Raw genomic sequence first — 20,647 nt, forward strand, 5'->3', positions numbered from 1 at the left:
TCACCTACAACCGAGCTTTCCCCCGAAAATATTTCTTTACCACCTCATAAGCCAGCTTCGGCCTGCGATAGCGGTCCACAATGCCTTTGCTGTTCTGCGTACCTGCGCGGGCGAGCAGCCAGCCCGTTCCCTCGGTTACGCGGCAATCGCAAAACTGCCAGATGAACATGCCGGACATGTACGCCCGAGAGGTGTACGCCTGTAAATTCGCTTCTATAATATCTGCTTGACGCTCCTCTGTACCGCGTACCCGGTTCGGATCGCGCAAGCCGTAATGGCCGTCGGCGCCAAACTCGCTCATAATCATCGGCTTGCCTGCACCGCCTGCAGCATCGGCCCAGCCTCGCGCCGCATCGCACAGCTCGCCTGGATCTTCATCGCCGTACCAGCCCGGATATAGATTGCACGAGACTATATCAGCCAGGTCAAAGCAGATTTCCTTATCGCGGTGATGGGAGGCAAACGTCAGCGGCCTGCTGCTGTCCAGTGCCCGAATTTGCTCCAGCTGCCGTTTGTAGTGAACACGCCCTTCCTCCAAGTCGCTGGCGCATTCATTCAAAATCGCCCAAATGACAATCGAGGGATGATTATAATGCTGCTCCACCATCTCGCGATTAACCTGCTCGCACTGCCAAATAAAATTCGGGTTGCGCATTTGCTCAATCGACAAGCCCCGGGCATGATTTTCTTCCCATACGAGCACGCCGTGCTCATCGCATAAATCGAGGAACCGCTCATCATTCGGATAATGGCTCGTACGCACCGCGCTTGCGCCCATATCAAGCATCAATTGCAAATCCTGTGCCATGAGCGGCAGCGGGAATGATGACCCCGTCAGCGGATGATCCTCATGCCGATTAAATCCTTGAAGTACGATATCCTCGCCGTTCAGCTGAATGCGTCCATGCTCCGTCGTAACCGTCCGGAAGCCGACCCGTTCAACTAAATCATCGACAGGAGCCGCTTGCCCTTCGATTTGCAGCAAAACCTGCAGCAAATACAAAGCCGGATTTTCCTGCGACCAAGACTGCACCTCATCAATGCTGAAAACGCCGCCTACTGTAGCCGTCTCTCCCGGCTGCAAGCTTACACTGCCAAGCTCCAGCGTCTGTCCTGCAATCGTTGCCGTCAGCTTAGCAGTCAACTGCACCTGCGTATGCTTCTTCGATAGCGCCGGATAACGGACGCAAGCGCGAATGTCTGCCTGCCAGCTGCCAGCACTTTGCTGCCCTGCTTCCGATTCGGATTCTATTTCCATTTCTGATCCTTTTTCTGATCCTAACTCTGCTTTCGTTTCGGTTCCTTCAATTAACCCTTTCAATGGGGTAAAAGATAGGCGCTCAACAAACAGCTCCTGAATTTCCTCAAGCATGACAGGACGAATAATTCCGCCGTATGTATAATAATCGTTAGGAACGTGGAGCGATGAGGCTTCGCTAAAAGAATTATCCACGAGCACGGCAAGCTCATGTGTGCCCGCTTCAACATCGCGAATGACGGCATCGAATGCCGTATATGCATTATAATGGCGGGCAACCGGCTTCCCATCGAAAAACACATTAGCTGTATGGCTGACGCCTTTAAAAATAAGGCGAAGCGACGTCCTTTTTTCTACGGTCACCTTCGTGCGGTAAACGCCTCTGCCACTGTATGTCAGCAGCTCCGGATGGGTCTCCCAGCAGCCCGGAACGGCTAGCTTATATCGATATTCCAATGCTTCAAGCTGAATTTCCCCATCTGGTACCGTTACAAAATCCCACATACCACCGAGCTCTCTTACTTTTCGAATCGTATTGGTCTGAAATAATCTGGACATGCTTTGCCTCCCCAATATGGCTTTAACGCCCCTATTGTAAACGCTATTATTTTATCACTATTTCCGTTTTTTGCAAGGTGCCTCATTAACAGAAAAAGCAGTCTCCCCTCCAAAAAACGGTCATTTCATAGGCGTGCTTGCTTTAACTGGGGGACTAGCTAACGAGCTATTTTCTAAAACGCTAAGCTGCCATTCAGCGGAGCTTCAGCTTCTATTCAGCTTTCTAGCCGATACATAAATGGTGGGCCTGCCGGCAGTGATAATGATAAAGGAGAATGGAATATGTCTGTATCCATTAATACGTATTATAAAAATTCGTTGCAGCAGTCGTCGCTGCTTGATCAATCCAGCACAGCAGCCAAGCAATACCAGCTTCAAAGCGATGATAAAAAGAAATCAGCCGATTCCCTGCAGCTCAGCCAAGAAATGCTGGGTTATATGAGCGGTTATCAGCAGCAATATGCCCGTTCAACAGAAATATACAGCCCAGACTCCAGCGAAAGCGAGTTAACGACTGAACAGAAAAAATCCATTCTGGTCCATTTGCAGCGGCAGTTGAATGTATCTCTTTCCTTACCACAGAGTGATGACGGTTCGGCTCTGGGGACGGATACAGACAGCGGCCCATTAGGTCTGCTGAAAGATACGCTATCCGGCATCGACCTGTCCACAGCTACCGATGAGGAAATTACGAATTTGTTCGACAAAATAAAGCAAACCATGAATGCTAATAGGCCAGCTCCTCCACAGGGGCCTCCGCCTGCCCCTTCTGAGGAAGCTTTTTCAGCCAAAGAGCTGACGACCGAGCAAATCCGCTCATTGCTGACGGATTTACAAACTCAGCTTGGGAATATCGATCTAACCGATAAGAATGAGGACGACGAAGATAGCAATGATATTACGGATAGTACGTTGCTTAGCACCATTAAAAATGCCGTGTCTGAAGTGGATATATCCAGCGCTACGGATAAGGAGATTTTGAATCTGCTTGATACGATTACGGAGCTATTGGAAAGTAAGCGCCCAGAGCCGCCACCGCTTCCAGACAGGGCTGAGTTAAATGAGCAAGCTGCAAGTGATAGCGCGGATACAAGCGTTGGATTGCCTCCCATGCTTAGAGCGCTGAGCGGTGTGCTGCCTCCCTTTGCATGGCATATAGCTGCTGATGCGGAAGGAGATCTGGATGCCGATGAGTGGGCAGACGATTCTACTACGGAGACTGATCTTCGTGCGGATTATAGACAGCAATTGATCCAAGACCTCCAAACCCAGCTAAGCAAGTTCAGCTTATAATAAATGAATCAGGCATAAGCCTGCATTGAACGGCAAGGCCCACACATGATTGACCAAACGATCTACTATTGAACGGACGTCATACCGGGGATCGTTGAAGGAAAAAGTGTAAATAGCAAATACACGAGTCCCCGTACAGTGAACACTTCTAAAATGTCCAGCATGCGGGTACTCGTGTATGATACAAACGCATTTACTATTCTTTCTTATCCTAGCAGCAGCTAGCAAAATGTCCTTAAGCTTCGCTTAGCGCCTTTGCGGCATAGCGGTTTTCAGGAATTGGCAGCTCCAAATTGCCACGCAGCGTATCATGCTCATACTCCGTCCGGTAAATGCCTCGCTCCTGCAAAATCGGCACGACTAGATCAACGAAGTCATCCAGCCCCTTCGGCACAGAGGAATGAATAATGAAGCCGTCAGCACCCTCTTCCTCATGCCACTGCTGAATCAAGTCAGCGATTTTCTCCGGCGTACCGATAAAGTCAGTTCGCGGCGTGGCTACGCTTAGCGCGACCTGGCGCAGCGTCAAGCCGTGCTCCCGAGCTTTGCTCTTGATTTTGTCCGTGCCGCTGCGGAAGCTGTTGCTGCCGAGATCGCCAATGTCCGGGAACGGCTCATCGAGCGGAAACTGCGAGAAGTCAAAATGCTCGAAGAAGCGACCCAAAAATTGCAGCGCCTTATCAATGGACACGAGGCTCGCCAGCTCCTCGTATTTACGGTCTGCTTCTTCCTGCGTATGTCCGATAATGGGAGAAATGCCGGGAAAAATGCCAATTTCATCCGCGGATCGGCCATACGCTGCCGCTCTATTTTTCACATCGAGATAGAACGCCTTCGCTTCCTCCAAGGACTCATGCCCCGTAAATACCGCATCGGCGCTTTTCGCTGCCAAATTGCGTCCATCCTCCGAGGAGCCCGCTTGAAAAATAACTGGCTGGCCCTGCTTCGAGCGGGCAATATTGAGCGGCCCCTGCACGGAGAAAAACTCGCCTTTATGATTCAGACGATGCAGCTTCTCCGGGTCAAAAAACACGCCCGACTCCTTATCGCGCACAAAAGCATCATCTTCCCATGAATCCCAAAGACCGCGCGTCACCTCCAAATATTCCTCGGCAATGCGGTAGCGCTGCGGATGCGTCGGATGATCCGCCTTGCTGTAGTTTTTCGCTGAGCCTTCAAGTGGTGAAGTAACGACATTCCAGCCGCCGCGCCCACCACTAATATGATCGAGCGAAGCGAACTGCCGGGCTACGGTGAACGGCTCGCTGTAAGACGTCGACAGCGTGCCAACCAAGCCGATCTTCGAAGTAACCGCCGCTAGCGCAGAAAGAATGGTTAACGGCTCAAACCGATTCAAGAAATGTGGCAGCGAATGCTCGGTAATGTAGAGTCCATCAGCAATAAATACAAGATCGAATTTGCCTGCTTCCGCCTTCTGCGCCTGCTGCTTGTAAAATTCAAAATTAACGCTGGCATCCGTCACGGCCTCCTTATGTCTCCAAGCTCCAACATGCCCGCCAACCCCATGAACAATTGCACCAAATTTGATTTTTTTCCGTTTTGTCATAACCCATTCCTCCTCTGAATTTTTATGAAGACAATAACGCCGTTTTCTGAAGCTGCAGCTTGTAGCATTTCACCAACACATCGCCGTTGTACATTTCCTTGTCCATCGCCCGTTCAAAGCCGAGCTTCTCATACAGCTTGATCGCCGATGCCATTAAATCCGAGGTGTGCAAATGCAATGTGGAAGCTCCTAGTGCGAGCGAGCGGCGAATGCTTTCCTTGATCAGCTCTGTCGCAACGCCAAGCCCGCGGGCCTCTGGCGCTACCCCAAGCAGGCGGATAATCGGGGAATCGATTTTCAGCTCTGGACGTCCATAGGCGGTAGCAGACGAAGTGAACAGCAGCACACTGCCGACGATTTCCCCATTTACCTCTGCAACAATGCGCGCCTGCGGTCCTTCCTTATCAACTGATTCAATAATAGATGCCTTATACTCGGCCCAGCGATCAGGTGACATAACAGCCTCGTACTGCGAATAAGCAGCCACGACGATGCGCTTAATCGCTTCACGGTCTTTCGCTACCGCATCCCGAACGTCAACTTTGATTTTTGTCACATTATACACACCTTTCATATGATTTTTGTCGGAATTGCAGGGTAAAAAGAGCCTTGCCCTTTTCATTTATTGTGCATTCGTTTCACTGAACGGCTCCAAATAACGACTTGCCAGGTTGGCAAAATAAGCAGCCGTTAGCGGCAGCGCCCGCTCATCGATATCGAAAGCCGGATGATGCCATTCCTGCGGGCCCGCTGTTCCCATGAAAAAAAACAATCCCGGCACTTGCTTCTGATAGAAAGCGAAGTCCTCACCTGCGGAAGACGGCAGCGGCTCTACAATCTCAAGCTTCGTGTCTTGAGCTGCTGCGACTGCTGCTGCGACTAAAGCCGCGTCATTTTGAACCGCTGGCGGCCCTTTAATCCAGCGTACCGCCGCAGTTGCGCCGAACGCTGCAGCTACATTTTCCGCCACCTGCTTAAAGCGCTCCAGCACATGCTGCCTCACCTGCTCGTCAAAGGTGCGAATCGTCCCGTCGAAGACGGCCTTTTCGGCTATGACATTCCAGGCAGTGCCGCTTTGAATGCGCGTCACGCTAACGACCGCGCTGAGCAGCGGGCTGACATTGCGGCTGACGATCGATTGCAGCGCCGTCACCATATGCGCCGCCGTCACAATCGGATCAATGCTTGCTTCCGGCACAGCCGCATGGCTGCCTTTGCCCGTCACCTCAACAACAAAACCGTCAGCTGCTGCCATGATCGGTCCCGGCTTAATGCCGATCGTGCCAACGGGCAAATCCGGCTTATTGTGAATGCCATAAATCGCCTCTACCCCTTCAAGCGCGCCGCTGGCGATGACCACTTGCGCTCCCGTCGCCTTTTCCTCCGACGGCTGAAAAATAAGGCGCACCGTTCCCGCAAGTGTCTCCTCGCGCTGCTTCAGCAGCAAAGCTGCACCGATGAGCGAAGCGGTATGATAATCATGCCCGCAAGCATGCATTTTGCCCGCCACCTGCGATGCATAGGGCAGCCCCGTCTCCTCTTGAATCGGCAGCGCATCAATATCGGCCCGCAAAGCAAGTACAGGCCCGCTATTTTTCCCTCCTACTTCGGCGACTACACCCGTTTTCAGTCCATAATCGACGATGCGAATGCCCGCTTCCATAAGCCAGCCTTGAATCGCCTTCGTCGTGGCGAACTCTTCATTTGATAATTCGGGATGCTGGTGCAGCTGGCGCCGTATTTCAATCAGCTTTGCGCCTAGCTGCTGCTTCCTCTCAGCCGCCTGTGTATCTGCCATGCTAAAGACCTCCCTTCGCCTTGCACTTTTACTCCAGCCTATTCATGCTGCCTGCCCTGCTATTCATTTTTCATAGTAACCGCCCTATATGATAAGTAGTCTAGCTTTCTACAGCAAGCTCAGCGAATGCCTCAGATAACAGCTCATAGGAACGAATTCTAGCTGCAAAATCCTTCACCGCCGTCGTTATAATAAATTCATTAACGTGATGCTTCTGCTGCCATTCCAGCAGCCGCCTCCGAACGGTCTCCTTCGAGCCTTTCGTAATTTCAGCTTCCTTCACTTCAACGGTATAGGTCTGGCCCGATTGTCTGCCGAATTCTTCCGCCTGTTCGACGGTTCCGACTGTTAGCGTCTTGCCATTTTCCAAATGAATTTTAACGTTTTTATGATCAGAGGCCAGCAGTGCTGCTTCCTCATCGGTATTAGCTGCAATAAGCGACAACGCCAAAATCGCCTGCGGCTGCTTGCCTTTATCCGAGCGGAACTCCGCATGATAGGCGGTTAGCGCCTCTTCCGCAACAGCTGCATCGCTATTAATAAATTGGGCAAACACATATGGATAACCCGCTTCCGCTGCCAGCTTCGCACTAGCCACGCTGGCGCCAAGCACGAAAATCTCGGCCGGCTGCTCAGGCACAGGGGAAGCCTGAAGGCCAGCAAGCGCATGATCTGCGGGCAGCGTATTTTGCACAAAATGCTCTAGTTCCACCAGCTTATCCTGCAAGGACTGCTCCTGTGAAACGCCTTTCTGCAAAGCCTGCGTGGAACGCGGCAGCCCGCCTGGCGCGCGGCCAATGCCCAGATCTACGCGGCCTGGAGCGAGCGTCGCCAGCAAATTAAAGTTTTCCGCAACTTTATAAGGGCTATAATGCTGGAGCATAATACCGCCTGATCCAATGCGGATACTTTCCGTCTGAGCAAGCAAAAACGAAATCAACACCTCAGGCGAGGAGCCGGCAACTTGCGCCGAATCATGATGCTCGGATACCCAGAAGCGGTTGTAGCCGAGCTGCTCCGCCTTTTTCACCAGTGTAAGTGTATTTTGAAAAGCCTCTGCCGGGGTGCTTCCTGGAAAAACAGGGCTTTGGTCTAAAATGCTGAGCTTAATCGCCATTTTCATTCTCTCCTATCGTCGATTACCTCGTAACGCTCGTTTATATGCTGTAGCTAGGTTCCGGCGCGATTCGCTTCAGAAACTGCTTCGTTCTCTCTTCCTTCGGCTTGCCGAACAGCTCGCTTGGCTTGCCTTCCTCGACGATGACGCCGCCATCCATAAAGACGACATGGTTTGCGACATCGCGGGCGAAGCCCATTTCATGCGTAACGACGATCATCGTAATGCCTTCTCCAGCGATTTTGCGAATGACGTCAAGCACCTCGCCCACAAGCTCCGGGTCAAGCGCCGACGTCGGCTCATCGAACAAAATCACTTCCGGGTTCAGCGCAAGCGCCCGGGCGATGCCCACCCGCTGCTGCTGTCCGCCGGACAGCTCGCTTGGGTAGGCGTCAAGCTTCGCCGCAAGGCCTACCTTCTCGAGCATTTGCGTGCTGCGCCGCCTTGCTTCATCCTTGGGCAGCTTCTGCACAATGAGCAGTCCTTCCATCACATTTTCCAGCGCCGTCTTATGCTTGAATAAATTATAATGCTGGAACACCATCGCGGAGCGCTGGCGCAGGTTATGAATATCTTTTTTCCCTGCTGCCTTGAAGTCCAGCTCGAATTCGCCAATGCGGATTTGCCCATTATCGGGCTTCTCCAAATAATTGATGCAGCGCAGCAAGGTTGTTTTACCTGAGCCGCTTGGGCCCAATATGACAACGACCTCGCCTTTCTCCACCATCAAATCGATGGATTGAAGCACCTGATTTTTCCCGAACGACTTAGAAATTTGTTTCAGTTCAATCATGCTACGCCACCTCGATTGTATTTATTAATTCTCCGCTCAAGCCAAGCTGTTGCCTGCTCGATTAATATGGTCATGCCCCAGAACAGCACCGCTGCTGCAATGTAGGCTTCAAGAAACTTCCAGTTTGTGGCGGCGACAATTTGCGCTTGGGCATTGATTTCAACGACAGATACGGTAAAAGCAAGCGTCGAACCATGCAGCATGCCAATCAAATTGTTGGATAAATTCGGCAAGCAGACGGCGAGCGCCTGCGGCAGTACAATACGGCGCAGCGCCTGCGGTGTCGTCATCCCGATGGAATAAGCGGCCTCCATCTGTCCGCGGTTCACCGCAAGAATGCCTGCGCGTACAACCTCCGACATGTAGGCGCCTGCAGTAATCGAGAAAGAAATATAAGCAAATCCGATTAACGGAATGACTGTTGAATTAAAGCCAAGCCCCAGTGCGCTTGTCAGCCCGTCGATTATGATCGGAAGGCCGAAATAGATTAGCAGCAAATGCATGAGCATTGGTGTGCCACGAATGAATAGCACATAAGCGCTAGCCAGCGGGTATAGAATCGGAATGCGATAAATACGAATAAGGGCAATTGCCGTGCCAATAATAAAACCGACAAACACCGAAACGATGGTAATATAAAGGGTATTCGGCAGCGCCTTGAACAAGCTGAGAAAGGCCGTCCATATAAATCCAGGGTCTAGTGACATCAGGTTCAGCCTCCTTTCTCCAAGCGCGTGACAAGCGTCCGCTTCCACAGTCTTCTTTTTCCATAACGCACCGTCGGTTCAGCCACTTGTTTCTCATGACGCAGCAGCCTGCGCTCCAAATAATGGAAGGTCCGCTCCAGGATGGTGCTGATTACAAAATAAATGAGCGACAAGGCAATATAGGTTTCAATAAAATGCTGGGTTGCCGAGGCTAGCGTCTGCGACTTGCCCGTCATTTCCATGGCGCCCAGCGTGAACGCGAGTGACGTGTCCTTCAGGTTGCCAATGACGAGATTCGCCAATATCGGGATCGAGATCGCCAGCGCTTGCGGCAGCACAATTCGGGTAAACGCCTGATAGCCGCTCATTCCAATGGCATAGGCCGCCTCTACCTGCCCGCGATCTACTCCATTGACCGCCGCCCGAATCGCCTCTGATATAAAAGCGCCGCTATGGAGCGCATAAGCCAAAATAACGAAAAGAAGCACATTGGCCCGCGATACATCAATATGAACCAGCTTTAACAATTCCGGAAGGCCGTAATAAATGAGAAAGAGCTGAATCAATATTGGCGTTCCACGGAAAAAGGATACATACACCTGCGAAACCCGCTGCAATACGGGAGTTTTGTAAAGCCGGGGCAGCGCGATGATAAAACCAACCACGATGCCCAGCAAAATGGAGGCAGCTACAATAAACAAGGTGATATGCAGGTAAGACAGCAATTTGGGTATGAAATCTAGCAAGTAATGAATATCAAATTTTCTGCCCATCGGTTTCCCTCCGTCTTACACCCTTGACCAGCAAGTTAGCAGCACCATTTATTTTTTTACAACTTCATCAAGCGGTTTTGTATAGTCTTCGCCAAGCCACTCTACGCTCAGCTTCGACAGCGTTCCGTCTGCTTTAACCTCTTTAATTGCAGCATCCAGCTTGTCAGCCAGCTCCTGGCTGTCTTTGCGAAGCACGAACAGTACATCGGATTGAATAAGCGGGTCGCCTACCGTCTTCATCGCAGGAGCACCATCTGTGTCAGGGTAGAACGGAAGCGAGAAGTCAGTAGCAAGCGTTGCATCTATGCGGCCGCTCTTGAGCAAGGCAATTCGGTCGTTGGCTGCGCCGCTGGAGTAAACAATTTCATACGGATTGTTATGATCCTTGTTGTATTGCTCCAGGAAAAAGGCCTGATTGCTCGTTGGCGATGTGAACACTTTTTTGCCTGTCAAATCGTCGATTGAATGAATCGTCGTATTGTCTCTATACACGGCGATTTTGGAAAGGAAAATGCTGTACGGCTCTTTATTAAAAAGGAATTTGGCCTCACGCTCTGGATTTTTCTCCATTTGGTGAGCGACAAAATCGATTTTTTTCGTCTCCAGGCTTAGCAGCAGGCTGGAAAATTCTTGCGTTTGGAATTCAAACTCATATTCCGGCAGACGCTTATCGAGCTCTCTAACGAGTTCAACGTCAAAGCCTGTCAGCTTGCCATCCTCATCGATAAAGCATACATTCGGGAACTGGGTACCCGTGCCGACAATAATTTTCTTCACTTCCTGCGCCGGGCTAGCACTTGCTCCTGCACCGCTGCTTGCTGTTTCATTCGTACCATTATTTGCAGCTCCGCACGCCGTCAGCGTAAAGGACAAAACCAGCAGCGCAGCTAAAAAAGTTCTTTTTTTCATAAAAATCGTTCCCCCATGTCATCTCGTTTTATAAAACCTATAATTCCTACCTACTAAGTAAGAATTTATCTGTCACTAATTTATCATCCGCCCATTAAACCGTCAATGCCTCGGATAATAGGTTTTTTCTATTCTCTTATCTAAACATTCGATAGGTCGGCTTAGAAGCAGCTCTGTTCGTGTGCCGAATTCAATTGCTTTACGCTTTACGCTTCAGGTCCCGCTGACGAAAGGCAATGCTTTGACAAGCTTCACCAAGCTTTCGAAAAAAGGACTGCTCTCCCCGTTAAGCATAATCAGGTTCGTATCCAGCGACAGTCCCTCCACTTCCGGAATCGCAATCGGGAAAAGCTCGCCCGCCTGAACCTCGTCATAGGCAGACAGACTTGGCAGGAAGCAGATCCCGAGCTTTTGCAGGACGAGCTTCTTCGCCGTTTCGAGATTATCGGTTTGGCAGGACATTTCCGGCGGTTCATTGAGCGATTCAAAAACCCGCTGCAATCTTACCCAATCGAGCGCTCCGCATTCAAAAAATACCAGCGGCTGGTTGCCTATCGCCCTCAGCGTAATCTGCTTTTCTTTCAGAAAAGGATGACCCTCGTACACATGCAGCCGAATCGCATCATCCAGCAGCTTAACCGAGCGCAAGCCGGGATGGGTTGTTTGACGGACAAAGCCGATATCGACCTCTTTGTTCAGCACCTTTTCCACGATATCATCCGTTGGAGCCGTCACCGTCTTGAAGCGAATGCCGGGATGCTTCTCCTTCAGCGCTGGCAGCAGCCTCGGCACCAAATAGTTCGCTGCTGACACGGTGCAGCCAATTCTCAGCTGGGCAGGCATCTCCTGCTTCTGATGCAGCTGCTTGCGGCCCTTTTCCAGCGTCTGCAAAATCTGCTGAGCATAGGGGAGGAATCGCTTGCCTTCCTCGGTCAATTGAATTTGCTTTCCCATACGGTCGAACAGCTTGCAATCAAGCTCCCGCTCCAGCGACTGAATTCTTGCCGTTACGGAAGGCTGGGAAAGAAACAGGCTTTCAGCCGCCTTATTAAAGCTGCCGTAGTAAATGACATAGACAAACGCCTCAATATTTTCAATATTCATAGGGAGAGCCTCCTCAAAAAAAGACAACTTAACCAACTTGTTAACTAGGAATTATATTGTGATAATGGTAATCCACATCTACCTAGGTGTCAATGGGCGTATGAGAAATAAATATCCCCTGCCGGACCATTCATCGCCCGCGGTTCTGTGAAGGCAAGAAAAACGGACACCTCGCGGGTGTCCGTCATTGGAGTATACCATGATCCGATAAAAACGGAAGTGCCTGAGCTTCAGGTCTATCCTTCTAACTCCTCTGGGCTCATCGTCAGACCGCTCTCATCCGGATCGGCCATATCCAGCAGTTCACTGGTGGTGACAAAACGATATCCTTCTGCAGCCAGTTCTTCCACCAGCACCCGAACCGCTTCAATGGTCTGGGAACGGTCCCCGTACCCGTCATGGAACAGTAATATACTGCCGGGCGCGACCACCTGCCGTGTATGCTCCAGAATATAATCGACGCCTGGAGTTTCCCAGTCCTTGGCCGCTCCATTTACCGTACCGATTGTCCGGTATCCGTACTCTGCAGCCAGAGACAGAATGTTGTCATTCACGCCAAAGAATGGCGGTCTGAAGCTGCGTACCTCTTGCCCCGTAACCTTCCGGATAAGGACATCCGTTCGCTGCAGTTCCTCATTAGCTTCCTCCAACGTCAGTTTGGTAAGGTCTGGATGGGAATACGTATGGTTCCCGAGCTCGTGGCCCTCCTGATGCACAGCGTCCGCCATTTCTGGGTGCGCCTCCATCTCCTGACCAATCATAAAAAAGGTTGCTCGTCCACCCACACTGCGGAAAATATCAAGCAATTGGCTCGTATATACCGGATTCGGACCATCATCAAATGTGAAGGCCACTGCCTTTTCCCTTACAGAAATCTGATGTATCATTGATAATTTGACCATGAAATGACCGTCTCCTCTTCATAATTATAACTTGTCCACTCTCTATCATTTTGACAGAAACAAAGCGATTTCGCATCCTCATTTGGAAGTATTCCAATATTGGAACCTAAACCAAATATCTGATTCAGTTGCGGGTTTGACATATAGAGGCGAAGCGTGGATGTGTAAAACCACAATCCGCCGGAGTATGTTGTTGAAGATTTTTGTGAGGTGGACTGAATCTCTACAAACGTTCAAACGCTTTACCTATTTGTGATCTCGTTAAATAAGTTACATAAATATTCAATTAATCACTTAATTCATCTCCTGAAAATTGAAAACTCAAAATCATAGACGTTTCATTGTTAATTTTTCGTCTGAACTGCGCTTAGTCATAGAAAAACTGCACCTCCAACTGCTAGATGGTGTCTAACAAATGGGGTGCAGTTCACTAATCCATCATTCGCAAAAATAACACTGCCAGCCGCAGCTTCATAAAATCATTCGGCTTCTTGAAATCTAGACCGAGCAGCTCGCTCAACTTCTCGAGGCGGTAGCTCACCGTATTCCGGTGAACATAGAGCTGCTTGGCCGTATCGCCAAGCAGACCCTCGTTATCCACGAAGACGTTCAGCGTCTGAAGCATGTCCTGCGCCTGTACGGAATCGGATTCGAGTAGTGGTCCCAGAACCTGTCGGCAATAGTGCTGCATGCTTTCCTTCGGAACATATTGGAATAAGTGAGCCATCTGGATCGTGTCAAAATGTACAATACACTCCTTCGTACGGAGCTTCCGGCTCAGCTTGATCGTTTCCTTGCATTCGTTATAAGCTACCGCAAGCTGTACAGCTGTATCCTTCGGCGTACTAAATGCAAATTGAATTTGCCCGTCCTTTGGACTTACCGCTTCAAGCGCGGAGACTAGCGCCTGAACCGTTCCTGTACTCGAGACCGGATAAATCGATAACAGCCCGGCTTCCGTTACGATATGGTAGCCCTTCTTATCCCGAATAGCCGGATTGAACTCCATCTCCTGCCGCACAGCCTTCAGCTGGTCCGGCTTCTGCTTCAGGTGGTAATCTTGGCCCTCTTCCGCTGCACATAATACACAGACAAACTTGCCCTCCAGCACCCGTACGCCTACTTTCTCGGCCTGATGCAGCACGGTATCGAGCGGCGTACCAACCTCCAGATAATGATTAATCATGGCACTAAGGTCCTGATGCCAGAACGTGTCCGATCCGTTCTCCATCATCTTGGACAAATAATAGGCGAGCATCTCGGAAGCCTGATGGAATAACCCTTCTTCTAATTTCGGTTTATAATCAACAGGCAGGACAAATATAGCAAAGCCAATCAACTCATCCTCATGAAGGAGCGGCAGCCGGTATAACTGGCGGTCATTCATGGTCAATCTCCGCAGATCCACTTTCCAGGGCCACTCACTCATCAGCTCCCCTTCCGAGCAAGGGGTATCGTTGAACAGGATATGCCCTCTCCCCCCCACAATGGCCATCGGATATTCTAAAATCGCAGATATGCGCTGGAACGGATTATCTGACATGCTTTGATAGAGAGCAACATTCATCAGCCGTTTCTGCTTCTCAACAACACGCCTCAGCCACAAGGTATTCCGATTAATCTCGTCTTGCAGCAGGCCGTTAATCTGGTCCGAGAAGGCAAACGGATACGGCAGCTCGATTAATGGAAAACCTAACGCATCCGCCTCCTCAATTAGTGCAGCGGGCATCTCCGACCAGTACCGGCCAAGCTTGATGCCAAGTCCCGCGGAATGGCGCTGATGAAGGCTGCGTATCGTGGCAATCGCTTCATCTACCGAGTCTTTGAACACGTAAGCCGTTGTAAAAAAAAGATCCCCCTCCCGTGCCCATTGCACAAAGTCTGGTGCATCAATAATATTAACGGCCTTAAGCGGCCGGGAGCTTCCTGCCTTACCGGCAATCAGTCTGCCTTCGGATAACGGAAATACGTGCATGGCATCTTCAACAGTCAACAACATATAATCCCCTCCTGTTAGCTCCAAAAAAAGAGATAAAGGGCTCCTCCACCGTGGAGGAACCCGTCCATTCAATCTATTATTTTTCCTGCAAAAACTCATTCGTATAAAATTGATCCACCTTCATATCCTCTGTCACCAGGCCCGCTTCTTTCATCTGGCCAAGCAGCGTTGTCCAGCGTTCTTCGGACATATTACCTGTACCGTGTGAAGCCGCATCGCCGCCGAAGACAAAGTCCTTCGCCACTCCCTGTGCATAGGCGAGGTGGTCCAGAGCGTAATCCTTGTTGTAACTGTTGATGACCTTATTCACTTCATCGCCATTCTCGTAATAGTAATCCCAGCCTTCTGTGGTTGCCTTCAAGTAGGCTTTGATCAGCTCCGGCTTTTCTTTGATCATTTTCTCGGTAGTAATGACCACGTTGCCGTACGGATTGTAGCCAAGATCGGCGTTTAGAAACCAATCGACATCGATATTTTGACCCTTCAGCACATACGGCTCATTTGTTGCATAACCTTGCTGCACTGCATTCTTATCTGCCACAAAGCCAACGAGGGAGCCGTTATAGGTCTGCACCTTCACATCATTCAGCTTATATTTGTAGGCCAGATACTGCCAATATGGAAATCCTGTTGACACATAGACATTATGGCCGTTCAGATCCTCAATGCTTTTAATATCGGACCCTTTATGGAAGATTAAGTTCTGGGGATTCGTCTGCAGATCCGCATAAATCGCTACAACCGGTATACCTTCTTGTCTGGCCAAAATAACTTCATCGGCTTGTGACATTGCGAAGTCGACTTTACCGGATGCGACAAGCTGTACATTAGATACTTGAGGACCGCCTTGCTGAATCGTGACATCTAGCCCAGCTTTTTTGTAAAGGTCTCCAGACAGGGCTGCGAAGTGTCCGCCCATCTCCGGCTGCGCGAACCAACTCATTTGCTGGATCACTTTCGCAGGTTTTTCCGGCGAGAAAGCAGCGTTGCTGCCACCATTACTGGAGCAGGCAGTTAACGACGATACAACAATTGCAGCAATAATTCCCGTTTTGATAACTAATGACTTCTTCATCTTAATGTCCTCCTAAATGATCATCTGATTTAAGCTATTGCTGTAAACGAATCTATTCACTATCCGTACGAATCGCGGATTCATGCCAGTGATGTAAGGAGTAATGGGAAATGGCTGCGATAGTCAGGTAGAACGCCAACCCCAGCAGCGAGGCTGCAATGGCGCAGGCAAACAGGAACGAGGTCTGCATCTGCACAGCTGCCGAGGTAATCGCCATCCCAAGGCCACCTTTTCCTCCTCCAATGCCAGCTACAAATTCTCCAATGATGGCGCCAATAACCGCCATACCACTCGAAATCTTTATACCGCCAAGCATATAAGGCAGCGCATAAGGAAAGCGGAGCTTCCAGATCATCGTCCAGGTACTGGATTTATACATCTGCATAAGCTGGATCAGATTGCGGTCCGTCGATGACAACCCCAGGTTTGTATTCGAGATAATCGGGAAGATCGCAACGATAAGTGAGATGAAGACAATGGAATTCATCCCTGGGCCGAGCCAGATCACGACGAGTGGTGCAATGGCAACAACGGGTATCGTCTGCAGCACAACTGCGTAAGGTTGAATACCCCATCTGATCCATTTGGACACCATCATCAGAAGCGCGACAGCTGTTCCAAGTACTACACTAAGCAGAAAACCAAGCAGAGCGGATATAAAGGTATTTCCGGTAGCCTGCATCAGATCTGGAAATCCCTCGAGGGTAGCCTGCCATATATCGAATGGTGCCGGCAGCAGATACTTCGGCGTATCAAAGATCCGAACTCCAAGCTGCCATAAAGTCATCAGGATGATTATAAAAGCAATAGGCGTTACCGTTTTGTAAATGAGAGTCCGGTATTTCTTCAGGCTGGCTGAGGATCCTTCCTGCGCTCGTACTGTTACAACAGCATTCGTGGCCTGTCCATTTGCTTGCGTCATTGCTGTCCACCTCTTTCCGGGCTATTAAGATTAGTTAGGTTAACGTATTTGTAATCTCCCGAATCTTTTCTCCAAATTGAGGAGAGGTCATGAAAGCATCTGTACGCGGATAAGACTCTCCGATTGGAATGATCTGCTTGATCCTGCCCGGATGCGCCTCCATTGCCACCACTCTGCCTGACAGGAACACCGCTTCAAACACACTGTGCGTAACAAATACAATAGTCAGCTTGGAATTCATCCAGATGTTCAGAAGCTCTTCATGCAGCCTGTGGCGTGTCATCTCATCAAGTGCGCCAAACGGTTCATCCATGAACAGCAGCTTCGGCTCAGATACAAGAGCTCGGGCGATCGATACCCGCATCTTCATCCCACCGGACAGCTGGCGTGGATAGCTGTCTGCATAAGCAGTTAAGCCTACCTTCTCAAGTACAGCAAGCGCTCTTGCTTTACGCTCTGCAAGCGGTACTCCGCTTATTTCCAGTGGCAGTGCCACATTATCCCGCACCGTTCGCCAAGGCATCAGATTCGCTTCCTGAAAAACAAAGCTTGCTTGCTCCTTATGCGAAGTCGTATCACTCTGAATGTTCACCTCGCCTGAGGTCGCCTGATCCAGTCCAGCCATAATGCGCAGAAGTGTAGATTTCCCGCAGCCAGACGGGCCAACCAGCGTGACGAATTCCCCTTCGGCTATCAATAATTGAATGCCGCTTAATGCGATTGTGCCGTTCTCATACTGCTTAGACACATATTGTATTTGAATAGCGTCCGCAACTTGCGCGGTTGTCTCATAATCAACGATTGTACTCATCAGGCCATTCACTCCTCTCAGAAATATCCTTCCATACCGCTGTGCCGCTGTTACCTTGCCACAAACTTCCGGCAACTGGAATCCCAGCTTTGCAGACTAGTTGACGCCTTGGCAGAGCAGCAAGGGCATGAGGCGCGTTCAACGCCCGCACAAGGACAAAGTCTGCTGCGTCTCCAGCTTCAAGCTCTAGCGATCCGCGTGACATCCACTCAAACACCGAAGCCATCCGCACATCATCATTCCAGATATACTTTTCTGCCAGCAGTCTGCCGCGGCGTAATATATCCGGATGACCGTACGGCGTCCAGGCATCAAGACCAGTATGATCCGTCGCAAGCGATATCTTCACACCTTGCCCCGCAAGCAGCGACACTGGCGGCATAGCCGTATCAAACGGAGCACTTGTCACCAGATCCATCGCTTCGCCGGCCATCCGGCTTCCAAGCTCGGCAACAAGCCCGCTGTCTACCTCACCAAGTCCATAGGCGTGGCTGACGGTCACTTTGCCGTGCATCTTCGCGTCCATGGAATAATCGAGCATTTTCTCAATTGTATACACCGCCAGATGACCCGGATCATGCAGGTGCAGATCAATTCGCTTATCAAATTCCGTTGCCAGCTCGAATATCGTCTCAAGCGAGCGGTCAACGTGGCGGTCAACACCAGCCGGGTCGACTCCGCCTACCAGATCAGCCCCCATACGGAGTGCTTCCTTTATATAAGGAATGGATTGTGAACGGAGCAAGCCCTGCTGTGGAAAAGCAACAAGCTCGATCGCCATCCGCGAAGCATATTCTTCTTTTAATTGAAGCATCAGCTCCAGATGAGATAATCCAAGGTCCGGATCAATATCGACATGAACTCGGGCTTCAGTGGTACCCGAGGCAAGCATAGCCTCCAACGTTCTAATGGCCAGCTCCTTACGTTGTTCCTTGCAGCCCGCCAGCAGTTCTTTCTCCAGTTGGAATTGTTCAAAGAGCGATGAAACGGGAGTTCTTGAGATCCACCGTTCAGATGGAAATGCTTTATCAAGATGAACATGTGCGTCGCGGAACGCCGGCAGCAGCAGCAGCCCATTGGCATTCCAGACCGAATCGCCAGGTCTTATCACAAGGTCTGGCGTACCGACCTCCGTAATGCAGCCTCGAGCGATTGCCAGCATACATATACGACCGTTCATATTTACTTGTTGGATAAGTTGTCGTTCAGCCATCATGCGTCCCCCTGTTGCAGTTGTCGTTTTAGCACCACATTACAATTTATATCTATTCGTGACACTGGGATATGAAATTCCATTCCATATTAGGTAATTGGCTAATCTCTTTCGAATTATGAGGGCATTCGACCAAAACGTCAATTATCTATGTTAAGTTTTATGACATGTCATAAAGGAAGCACTTACATTTGTGCACAGCTAAAAACAACTTTTATCCACCTACCCAATACGATTGCCCGTATGCATACTATTAGGAAGAAGTTTTTTTGTCATAAAATATAACACAAAGGATGATTGCTATGCTGGATATTCTGTTTACCAAATCAGCCGATTTACATACCAACACATTAAGAGATATCGGGGTAAAGGACGGTAAAATAGTGTATATCGCCAATCACTCCTCTGATGCCGCTCCCGAGAGCAGAGAAATTTGCCGCCTGGAAGGCAAGCTTCTGCTGCCCGGGCTAGTCGAGCCGCATATCCATCTGGATAAAGCACTTCTATTAGACCGAATGGTAGAAGATGTGACGGAGCTTCGCCGTGCCATTGAGGTAACCTCCCACTTGAAGCAATCGTTTACTGCGGAAGATATTTATGAAAGATCGATGAGAGTGATCCGCCAAGCCGTCAGCAAAGGAATAACTCATATGAGATGCCATGCAGAGATTGATCCGGTCATGGGATTAACCTCTATGGAAGCGATGGTGTCGCTGAAGAAGCAATTGAAAGGAATTATAAATATTCAGGTTGTCGCCTTCCCTCAGGATGGCTTATTCCATGACGAGAGAATGCCTATGCTGATGCAGCAGGCAGTTGCGTTAGGAGCAGATGTTATCGGTGGGATTACTTATATGGATAAAGATGTGAGCAGCCATCTGGATTTCGTCTATCAAATGGCAGAGGAACAAGGTCTTCCGGTAGATTTGCATGTAGATTTCTCCGATAATCCGAAGCAGCTGGCTATTAAGGAGGTCATCCAGGCAACCACGAAGTACGGCATGCAGGGTAAAGTGAGCGTGGGCCATTTGACTTCCCTAGGCGCTGCCGAGCAAGAAGAGGCCGAGCGGATTGCTGCAGATATGGCCGAAGCTGGCATTCATGCGATCAGCCTTCCTCTGACTGATTTGTACTTGAACGGCAGAGGAGACTATAAAGGGGATTACCGCGGGCTGACGCCAATCTCCCTGCTGCTTAAGCATGGCGTTAATGTTATTTATGGCAGCAATAACGTACAAAATGCTTTTACACCGTTTGGAACAACGGACCCTCTGGATGTTGGCCTACTGCTCGCCCAGACCTCACATCTGGGCAGTGCAAGAGATGCCCGTCAACTGTTGCAAATGGCCACCACCGGAGCAGCCGATGCCCTCGGACTACCCAATTATGGAATCCGGATTGGAGCCGATGCAGATCTGATTGTCAACAGCACCGGCGACGCCAGATCTCTCTTATACGAGCGCCCAGAGCGGGAGCGTGTCTACAAACAAGGACGGCTTGTCTCACAAACGGAAGTCAAGCAGCACGACTGGCTGAGTCTTGGGACGGTAGGATAATCTCGCTGGAGCGAGTGGAGCAGTGGTGATCAGATGAACATTCGAATACGTAGTTTGCTGTTCAACCCAATCGAGTAGGAGGCTACCCATTAGTTGAGTAGCCGACCTCTCACACCACCGTACGTCAGACTGTCTAACCATTGATTGCTAGGCATGTATTAAAACATGGATTTATGCAATTTTACTCAAATATACGTTGTGCATCTTAGATATCGAATGAGCTCGGTCTATGAAGTGACGTATGAGCTCCTTGACTCCCATTATATTGATCACTCTCTTGAGATTATAGGCA

18 protein-coding genes are annotated in these 20,647 nt (G+C 50.0%); 2 read left to right on the forward strand and 16 right to left on the reverse strand.

Features of this window, described 5'->3' with window-relative positions; translation table 11 throughout:
• Nucleotides 1–4 precede the first annotated feature (4 nt).
• Entirely contained in the window at nucleotides 5–1,816 is a 1,812-nt protein-coding gene (locus tag ABEW34_RS11560; protein WP_430158442.1) for a glycoside hydrolase family 2 protein, read from the reverse strand.
• Nucleotides 1,817–2,098: 282 nt separating this feature from the next.
• Between ABEW34_RS11560 and ABEW34_RS11565 the strand changes: the two genes are divergently transcribed.
• The gene (locus ABEW34_RS11565) at nucleotides 2,099–3,109 is read left to right on the forward strand and encodes a hypothetical protein (RefSeq protein WP_430158445.1); all 1,011 of its coding nucleotides are present in this window, start codon (nucleotides 2,099–2,101) and stop codon (nucleotides 3,107–3,109) included.
• A gap of 235 nt (nucleotides 3,110–3,344) precedes the next feature.
• On the opposite strand, the gene ABEW34_RS11570 is transcribed toward ABEW34_RS11565, so the two are convergent.
• The 15 genes from ABEW34_RS11570 to ABEW34_RS11640 all read right to left on the reverse strand — a co-directional run bounded on the left by ABEW34_RS11570 (nucleotide 3,345) and on the right by ABEW34_RS11640 (nucleotide 18,799).
• Entirely contained in the window at nucleotides 3,345–4,676 is a 1,332-nt protein-coding gene (locus ABEW34_RS11570) for an LLM class flavin-dependent oxidoreductase (protein ID WP_430158447.1), read from the reverse strand.
• A gap of 22 nt (nucleotides 4,677–4,698) precedes the next feature.
• Entirely contained in the window at nucleotides 4,699–5,250 is a 552-nt protein-coding gene (locus ABEW34_RS11575) for a GNAT family N-acetyltransferase (RefSeq protein ID WP_430158449.1), read from the reverse strand.
• Nucleotides 5,251–5,298: 48 nt separating this feature from the next.
• Complete coding sequence (locus ABEW34_RS11580) at nucleotides 5,299–6,474, reverse strand: amidohydrolase (RefSeq protein WP_430158452.1); 1,176 nt, start codon at nucleotides 6,472–6,474, stop codon at nucleotides 5,299–5,301.
• A gap of 100 nt (nucleotides 6,475–6,574) precedes the next feature.
• The gene (locus tag ABEW34_RS11585; RefSeq protein WP_430158455.1) at nucleotides 6,575–7,591 is read right to left on the reverse strand and encodes an LLM class flavin-dependent oxidoreductase; all 1,017 of its coding nucleotides are present in this window, start codon (nucleotides 7,589–7,591) and stop codon (nucleotides 6,575–6,577) included.
• Between the two features lie 40 nt (nucleotides 7,592–7,631).
• Nucleotides 7,632–8,384, reverse strand: coding sequence for an amino acid ABC transporter ATP-binding protein (locus tag ABEW34_RS11590; protein ID WP_430158458.1), 753 nt, complete (start codon nucleotides 8,382–8,384; stop codon nucleotides 7,632–7,634).
• Nucleotides 8,381–9,091 (reverse strand): amino acid ABC transporter permease, encoded by a 711-nt coding sequence (locus ABEW34_RS11595; RefSeq protein ID WP_430158461.1) that lies wholly within the window; start codon nucleotides 9,089–9,091, stop codon nucleotides 8,381–8,383. The genes ABEW34_RS11590 and ABEW34_RS11595 overlap by 4 nt, the downstream gene beginning before the upstream one ends.
• 5 nt (nucleotides 9,092–9,096) lie before the next feature.
• The gene (locus ABEW34_RS11600) at nucleotides 9,097–9,864 is read right to left on the reverse strand and encodes an amino acid ABC transporter permease (protein ID WP_430158464.1); all 768 of its coding nucleotides are present in this window, start codon (nucleotides 9,862–9,864) and stop codon (nucleotides 9,097–9,099) included.
• A 48-nt stretch (nucleotides 9,865–9,912) separates the two neighbouring features.
• Complete coding sequence (locus ABEW34_RS11605) at nucleotides 9,913–10,773, reverse strand: transporter substrate-binding domain-containing protein (protein WP_430158467.1); 861 nt, start codon at nucleotides 10,771–10,773, stop codon at nucleotides 9,913–9,915.
• A 213-nt stretch (nucleotides 10,774–10,986) separates the two neighbouring features.
• Nucleotides 10,987–11,877: a LysR substrate-binding domain-containing protein gene (locus tag ABEW34_RS11610; RefSeq protein ID WP_430158470.1), complete on the reverse strand. Its 891-nt coding sequence runs from the start codon at nucleotides 11,875–11,877 to the stop codon at nucleotides 10,987–10,989.
• Between the two features lie 236 nt (nucleotides 11,878–12,113).
• Nucleotides 12,114–12,779 carry a polysaccharide deacetylase family protein gene (locus ABEW34_RS11615; RefSeq protein ID WP_430158472.1) on the reverse strand — a complete coding sequence of 222 codons (666 nt, stop codon included), beginning with the start codon at nucleotides 12,777–12,779 and terminating at the stop codon, nucleotides 12,114–12,116.
• A gap of 430 nt (nucleotides 12,780–13,209) precedes the next feature.
• Complete coding sequence (locus ABEW34_RS11620; RefSeq protein ID WP_430158475.1) at nucleotides 13,210–14,778, reverse strand: PucR family transcriptional regulator; 1,569 nt, start codon at nucleotides 14,776–14,778, stop codon at nucleotides 13,210–13,212.
• A 76-nt stretch (nucleotides 14,779–14,854) separates the two neighbouring features.
• Nucleotides 14,855–15,853: an ABC transporter substrate-binding protein gene (locus ABEW34_RS11625; protein ID WP_430158477.1), complete on the reverse strand. Its 999-nt coding sequence runs from the start codon at nucleotides 15,851–15,853 to the stop codon at nucleotides 14,855–14,857.
• A gap of 52 nt (nucleotides 15,854–15,905) precedes the next feature.
• Nucleotides 15,906–16,775 (reverse strand): ABC transporter permease, encoded by an 870-nt coding sequence (locus tag ABEW34_RS11630; protein WP_430158479.1) that lies wholly within the window; start codon nucleotides 16,773–16,775, stop codon nucleotides 15,906–15,908.
• Between the two features lie 34 nt (nucleotides 16,776–16,809).
• Nucleotides 16,810–17,586 carry an ABC transporter ATP-binding protein gene (locus ABEW34_RS11635; RefSeq protein ID WP_430158482.1) on the reverse strand — a complete coding sequence of 259 codons (777 nt, stop codon included), beginning with the start codon at nucleotides 17,584–17,586 and terminating at the stop codon, nucleotides 16,810–16,812.
• On the reverse strand, nucleotides 17,570–18,799 hold the full coding sequence (locus ABEW34_RS11640; RefSeq protein ID WP_430158485.1) for an amidohydrolase family protein: 1,230 nt from the start codon (nucleotides 18,797–18,799) through the stop codon (nucleotides 17,570–17,572). The genes ABEW34_RS11635 and ABEW34_RS11640 overlap by 17 nt, the downstream gene beginning before the upstream one ends.
• A 302-nt stretch (nucleotides 18,800–19,101) precedes the next feature.
• Between ABEW34_RS11640 and ABEW34_RS11645 the strand changes: the two genes are divergently transcribed.
• A complete protein-coding gene (locus ABEW34_RS11645; RefSeq protein ID WP_430158487.1) occupies nucleotides 19,102–20,355 on the forward strand; it encodes an amidohydrolase family protein in 1,254 nt (417 codons plus the stop codon).
• The last annotated feature ends 292 nt before the right edge of the window (nucleotides 20,356–20,647 follow it).

The sequence above is a fragment of the Paenibacillus algorifonticola genome (assembly GCF_050481745.1).
GTDB lineage: Bacteria > Bacillota > Bacilli > Paenibacillales > Paenibacillaceae > Pristimantibacillus > Pristimantibacillus algorifonticola_A.

Bases quoted from the DNA above. Each gene is read 5' to 3' on its own strand.
- ABEW34_RS11560 (WP_430158442.1), bottom strand. From the start codon at position 1,816: ATGTCCAGATTATTTCAGACCAATACGATTCGAAAAGTAAGAGAGCTC.
- ABEW34_RS11565 (WP_430158445.1), top strand. From the start codon at position 2,099: ATGTCTGTATCCATTAATACGTATTATAAAAATTCGTTGCAGCAGTCG.
- ABEW34_RS11570 (WP_430158447.1), bottom strand. From the start codon at position 4,676: ATGACAAAACGGAAAAAAATCAAATTTGGTGCAATTGTTCATGGGGTT.
- ABEW34_RS11575 (WP_430158449.1), bottom strand. From the start codon at position 5,250: ATGAAAGGTGTGTATAATGTGACAAAAATCAAAGTTGACGTTCGGGAT.
- ABEW34_RS11580 (WP_430158452.1), bottom strand. From the start codon at position 6,474: ATGGCAGATACACAGGCGGCTGAGAGGAAGCAGCAGCTAGGCGCAAAG.
- ABEW34_RS11585 (WP_430158455.1), bottom strand. From the start codon at position 7,591: ATGGCGATTAAGCTCAGCATTTTAGACCAAAGCCCTGTTTTTCCAGGA.
- ABEW34_RS11590 (WP_430158458.1), bottom strand. From the start codon at position 8,384: ATGATTGAACTGAAACAAATTTCTAAGTCGTTCGGGAAAAATCAGGTG.
- ABEW34_RS11595 (WP_430158461.1), bottom strand. From the start codon at position 9,091: ATGTCACTAGACCCTGGATTTATATGGACGGCCTTTCTCAGCTTGTTC.
- ABEW34_RS11600 (WP_430158464.1), bottom strand. From the start codon at position 9,864: ATGGGCAGAAAATTTGATATTCATTACTTGCTAGATTTCATACCCAAA.
- ABEW34_RS11605 (WP_430158467.1), bottom strand. From the start codon at position 10,773: ATGAAAAAAAGAACTTTTTTAGCTGCGCTGCTGGTTTTGTCCTTTACG.
- ABEW34_RS11610 (WP_430158470.1), bottom strand. From the start codon at position 11,877: ATGAATATTGAAAATATTGAGGCGTTTGTCTATGTCATTTACTACGGC.
- ABEW34_RS11615 (WP_430158472.1), bottom strand. From the start codon at position 12,779: ATGGTCAAATTATCAATGATACATCAGATTTCTGTAAGGGAAAAGGCA.
- ABEW34_RS11620 (WP_430158475.1), bottom strand. From the start codon at position 14,778: ATGTTGTTGACTGTTGAAGATGCCATGCACGTATTTCCGTTATCCGAA.
- ABEW34_RS11625 (WP_430158477.1), bottom strand. From the start codon at position 15,853: ATGAAGAAGTCATTAGTTATCAAAACGGGAATTATTGCTGCAATTGTT.
- ABEW34_RS11630 (WP_430158479.1), bottom strand. From the start codon at position 16,775: ATGACGCAAGCAAATGGACAGGCCACGAATGCTGTTGTAACAGTACGA.
- ABEW34_RS11635 (WP_430158482.1), bottom strand. From the start codon at position 17,586: ATGAGTACAATCGTTGATTATGAGACAACCGCGCAAGTTGCGGACGCT.
- ABEW34_RS11640 (WP_430158485.1), bottom strand. From the start codon at position 18,799: ATGGCTGAACGACAACTTATCCAACAAGTAAATATGAACGGTCGTATA.
- ABEW34_RS11645 (WP_430158487.1), top strand. From the start codon at position 19,102: ATGCTGGATATTCTGTTTACCAAATCAGCCGATTTACATACCAACACA.